The 4314-nt window shown below is 72.4% G+C and carries 5 protein-coding genes; 2 read left to right on the top strand and 3 right to left on the bottom strand.

Going from position 1 to position 4314, the window contains the following annotated elements; translation table 11 throughout:
• Both AB0M46_RS51110 and AB0M46_RS51105 read right to left on the bottom strand, forming a co-directional pair.
• A partial coding sequence (locus AB0M46_RS51110) for a histidine kinase dimerization/phosphoacceptor domain-containing protein (RefSeq protein ID WP_363348997.1) occupies positions 1–802 on the bottom strand: 802 nt, incomplete at its 3' end.
• A gap of 156 nt (positions 803–958) precedes the next feature.
• Positions 959–1807, bottom strand: coding sequence for an AraC family transcriptional regulator (locus AB0M46_RS51105; protein WP_363348995.1), 849 nt, complete (start codon positions 1805–1807; stop codon positions 959–961).
• A gap of 47 nt (positions 1808–1854) precedes the next feature.
• On the opposite strand from AB0M46_RS51105, the gene AB0M46_RS51100 reads away from it, so the two are divergent.
• Both AB0M46_RS51100 and AB0M46_RS51095 read left to right on the top strand, forming a co-directional pair.
• The gene (locus tag AB0M46_RS51100) at positions 1855–2289 is read left to right on the top strand and encodes a hypothetical protein (RefSeq protein ID WP_363348993.1); all 435 of its coding nucleotides are present in this window, start codon (positions 1855–1857) and stop codon (positions 2287–2289) included.
• A gap of 49 nt (positions 2290–2338) precedes the next feature.
• A complete protein-coding gene (locus AB0M46_RS51095; protein ID WP_363348991.1) occupies positions 2339–3043 on the top strand; it encodes a DUF998 domain-containing protein in 705 nt (234 codons plus the stop codon).
• A 55-nt stretch (positions 3044–3098) separates the two neighbouring features.
• Here AB0M46_RS51095 and AB0M46_RS51090 read toward each other — a convergent pair.
• Positions 3099–4314 (bottom strand): ABC transporter permease (locus AB0M46_RS51090; RefSeq protein ID WP_363348989.1); only part of this gene is annotated, 1216 nt, incomplete at its 5' end.

Raw genomic sequence — 4314 nt, 5'->3', positions numbered from 1 at the left:
CGGCGGTGCCGGGCTCGGCGGTGCCGGGCTCGGCGGTGCCGGGCTCGGCGGTGCCGGGCTCGGCGGTGCCGGGCTCGGCGGTGCCGGGCTCGGCGGTGCCGGTGCGCAGTACGGTCAGGACGCGGCGCATGTCGGTCAACGCCTCGCGGCCCGTCGTGGCGATCGTCGTCAAGGCGCGGCGGGCCTCCTCGGCGGAGGGGTCCAGGGTGTAGCCGGCGCCGTCGGCCTGGACGATCATGACGCTCAGGCTGTGGGCGATGACGTCGTGCAGCTCGCGGGCGATCGCGGCCCGCTCGTCGGCCGCCGCCAGCCGGGTCAGGTGATCGCGCTCGCGCTCCAGGGTGGCGGCGCGCTCCTCCAGCGAGGCGATATACAGCCGGCGGGTCCGCACGCCGTAGGCCGTGAACCACACCGCGACCGTCACCGCGCCGGTGACCCACAGGACGGTCCAGAAGTTGCCGCTGTTGCGCTGCTCCGAGGCGGCGGCCAGCAGCACGCCCGCGCCGGCCCCCGCGCCCGCCAGGACGCCCCACAGCGGGCGGGGCCGGTACTTCACCACCGAATACATCGCCACGAGCACCGCCACGTCGAACATCCGCACGGCGCCGCGCATGGCCAGGTGGGTCAGGGCCAGGGCGTAGACCACGGCCAGGACCGGCAGCGAATGGCGGCGCCGCCACAGCAGCGCCACGGCCATCAGCGCGCCGGCGGCCAGCACCGGGGCCGGGGCCAGGGTGCGCTCCAGGTAGAGCAGCACCAGGACCCCGGCCACGACCCCCGCGTCGAACAGCCGTTCCGCCATGCCGCCAACCTTAGGCCGGGGGTACGACAAGATTGGCCGTTCGCGCCGCTCGCCGGGCCGGCAGCACGGCGGCCACGACGGCGGCGAGCGCGGCCAGCCCGACGAACAGGGCCAGTCGGTGGCGCTCACACCCATCCGGCTACTGAATGGCCCGGGCTAGTGCTGTCGGCGTAGTTGCCTAAGGTAGACGGTGGGTGTGACTCCGACGACGTCCTTGAAGTCGTTCAGCAGGTGCGTCTGGCTGCTGTAGCCCATGTCGGCAGCCACCCTGGCCCAATCGGGACGTGCTGTGTCGCCGGTCCTGCCGATCGCCCTCAACAGGCGTTGCCGTTTCAGGAGCCACTTGGGGCCGACTCCGACGTACTCGGTGAAGGCCGCCTGCAGGCTCCGCTCGCTGCGGAAGAGCTCTGCGGCGAGGGCGCTGACCGTGGTGGGGCCGTCCTCTCGCATCATGGCTGCCACGGCGTCCGCGATGAGCTCCAGGTGCTGGATGGGAGGCTGGGCTGGCCTTGAGCGCAGGAGACTGTCAAAGGCCTCCGCAATCTGCTCCTCGGGCCTTAGCAGCAGCTCACTGCAGAAGCGGGTGCCGGCGTCGGGGAACACAGTTGCCAGGTTGATGCGTCCGCCGCGCAGCTCGTTGATGCGTCCACCCCAGTACGGCGCGAAACCGCCGGGCTTGAAGGCGATGCCGGCGATGGCGCCGGCACCGGCCGTGTCGTAGCTGAGGGCGCCGTCGCTGATCCCGTGCACGAACCCGCCCTGTGCGGTGAAGAAGGCGTGCACCATCGGAGTCGGGAGCACTTCGGTCGGTCGGTAGGTCACGTTGTAGGGCAGCCGCCACCGCATGACCCAGTAGTGCGACACACACGCCGCCACGTCGGCGGCCGGCTCGAAACCGCGGACCGCGAAGTACCGGTCGAACATCTCCGGCTCCAGCAGCCCGGTCTGCAGCAAGACCCTGTTTCGGTCGGGCGAGCCTGCGGATTTCTGAGATATCTCGGCCACTCCCCCTTCCTACCGTAAAGGACACCATCCGACACGAGAGGACCACGATGAGCGACACCACCCCAACCCCGACACCCAGCCCTGCCATGCAGGCTCTGGACCGCCTGGTCGGCACCTGGCAACTCTCCGGTGACAGCACTGGCACCGTCACCTACGAGTGGATGGAAGGCGGCTTCTTCCTCCTTCAGCACGTCGACATGCACCTGTTCGGCAGCGACGTCAATGCGCTGGAGGTCATCGGTCATCTGCAGCCCTTCGGGGAGCCGCCGAGCCCCGAGGTCCGCTCGCGCGCCTACGACACCCGAGGCAACACACTCGACTACGTGTACGAGTTGGACGGGGACAGCCTGACCATCTGGGGCGGCGAGCCTGGGTCCTTGTCCTACTACAAGGGCACCTTCGTCGACGAGGACACCAACGTCGGACAGTGGACCTTCCCCGGCGGCGGCTACACCTCCACGATGCACAGGATCGCGCGATGAACACCACCACCAATAGCTTCCGACAGCCCGACTCGAAGGCGTGATCATCATGTCCACCTCTACCAGCCGCTTCACCATTGCCGCAGCGCCCGACCAAGGCCGCTCGAACCGCGTCCGCTTCTTGCTCGGCTGCGGTGCCGTCGCCGGTCCGTTGTTCCTCACGACGGTCCTCGTCCAGGAGGCCACCCGAGTCGGCTTCGACCCGTCCCGACACCCGCTCAGCGCCCTCAGCCTCGGCGACTTCGGCTGGATCCAGACCACGAACTTCGTCGTCACCGGGCTGCTCGCCGCGGCTGGCGCCGTTGGCGCGCGACGGGTGCTCGGCACCGGCCCCGCCCGGACCTGGGGGCCTCGCCTGCTCGGCGTGTTCGGCCTCGCCCTCGTCGCAGCCGCCGCCTTCGTCACCGACCCGGTGTCCGGCTTCCCCGCCGCCGGCACCGGCGCGGCGACGCCGTCCTGGCGGGGGCAGGCGCACAACACGGCGGCCCTTGTCTCCGGACTCGCGCTGGACGCCGCCAGCATCGTGTTCGCCCGGCGGTTCCTCAGCCGAGGCCAGCACGCGTGGGCGGCGTACAGCATCGCCGCCGTCGCCGCCGACCTCGCCGCCGCGGGAATCGCTGCAACGACCGGCGACTTCCGGTGGCTGCTTCTCGGCGGAGCGGTCACCTGGACCTGGGCCTCTGCCATCAGCCTAAAGCTCCTCCGCCAACACACCACCGGCCAGGACACCGGCCGCTCAGTTGATTGCGTATGAGGACCCATCGGAGCGGTTGTATGGCACATAGACCCTTTACCAACAGGCACTTAGGTTAGGCCGGGGGTACGACAAGATTGGCCGTTCGCGCCGCTCGCCGGGCCGGCAGCACGGCGGCCACGACGGCGGCGAGCGCGGCCAGCCCGACGAACAGGGCCAGGCGGGCCACCGGGACGTCGATCAAGACCGTGCCGCCCAGCGCCGCGGTGGTGGTCAGCCAGCCGTACGGCACCCCGAACGCCACCCCGCCCAGCGCCCCGGCCAGGGCCATGAGCAGCGCCTCGGTCAGCAGCGTGGCGCCGAGCTGCGCACGGGTCAGCCCGAGCGCCCGCACCAGGGCCGACTCCGGCGCCCGCTCCAGCACCGACAGCGACAGCGTGTTGCCGATGCCGATCACGGCGATGACCAGCGCGAAGCCGAGCAGGGCGGCGATCACGGCGACGAACTGGCCGATGGCCGCGTTGCGATCGTCGCGGACCTGGGCCAGGTCGGCGACCTGGACCAGCGGGCGGCCGGCCAACGCGGCGTCCAGCCGGTCCCGCGAGCCCCCGGACACCAGCACCATCGCGTCGTCGCGCTCTTGCGGGAAGAGGGCGTCGAAGTCGGCCGCGGTCACGAGCACGTCGCCGGCCAGGGACGAGCCCTGCGCGGTGGCGGCCACGGTCAGGCTCAGCCGGCGGGGGCCCGCGACGAGGTCGATGCGTCCCGACCGGGCCACCGCCGAGCCGGCTGCCACGACCGCGGCGCCGGGCCGCGGGGCGGGCAGGTCACCCGCGAGGGCCGCCGGGTCGAGGGTGCCGACCAGCACGTCGCCGGCCCGGCCCTGGCGCACGGGGACGACCACCGGGAAGCCCGCCGCGCGCAGCTCGCCGGCCACCTCGGCCGGCACCGACCGGCCCGCCACCGCCGGAGTGAGCAGGAAGTCGACCGGGAACGCGGCGTGCAGGCGGGCCTCGGCGGTGCGGCTGACGGTGGCCGCGACCGTGCCGCCGCCGGCCATCAGGGCCACCCCGATCAGGAGGGTCGCCGTCGTGGCCGCGGTCCGCGCCGGGTTGCGGGCCGCATTCGCCGTGGCCAGTTTCGCCGGTACCCCGAACAGCCGCCCCGGCAGCCACCCCAACGCCCGCACCGCGGGCCCGACGAGCCGCGGCGCGAGCAGCAGCAGCGCCGCGAAGTTGCCGATCCCGCCGAGCATCACCAGCGTCATGCCGGCAAGCGGGCCGCCGGTCCGGCGCACCCCGGCCACGGTGAGCGCGGTGCCCGCGACCACC

This window comes from Dactylosporangium sp. NPDC051485, from assembly GCF_040682015.1.
Taxonomy (GTDB): Bacteria; Actinomycetota; Actinomycetes; order Mycobacteriales; family Micromonosporaceae; genus Dactylosporangium.
This window is presented reverse-complemented; position numbering and strand designations above follow the sequence as displayed.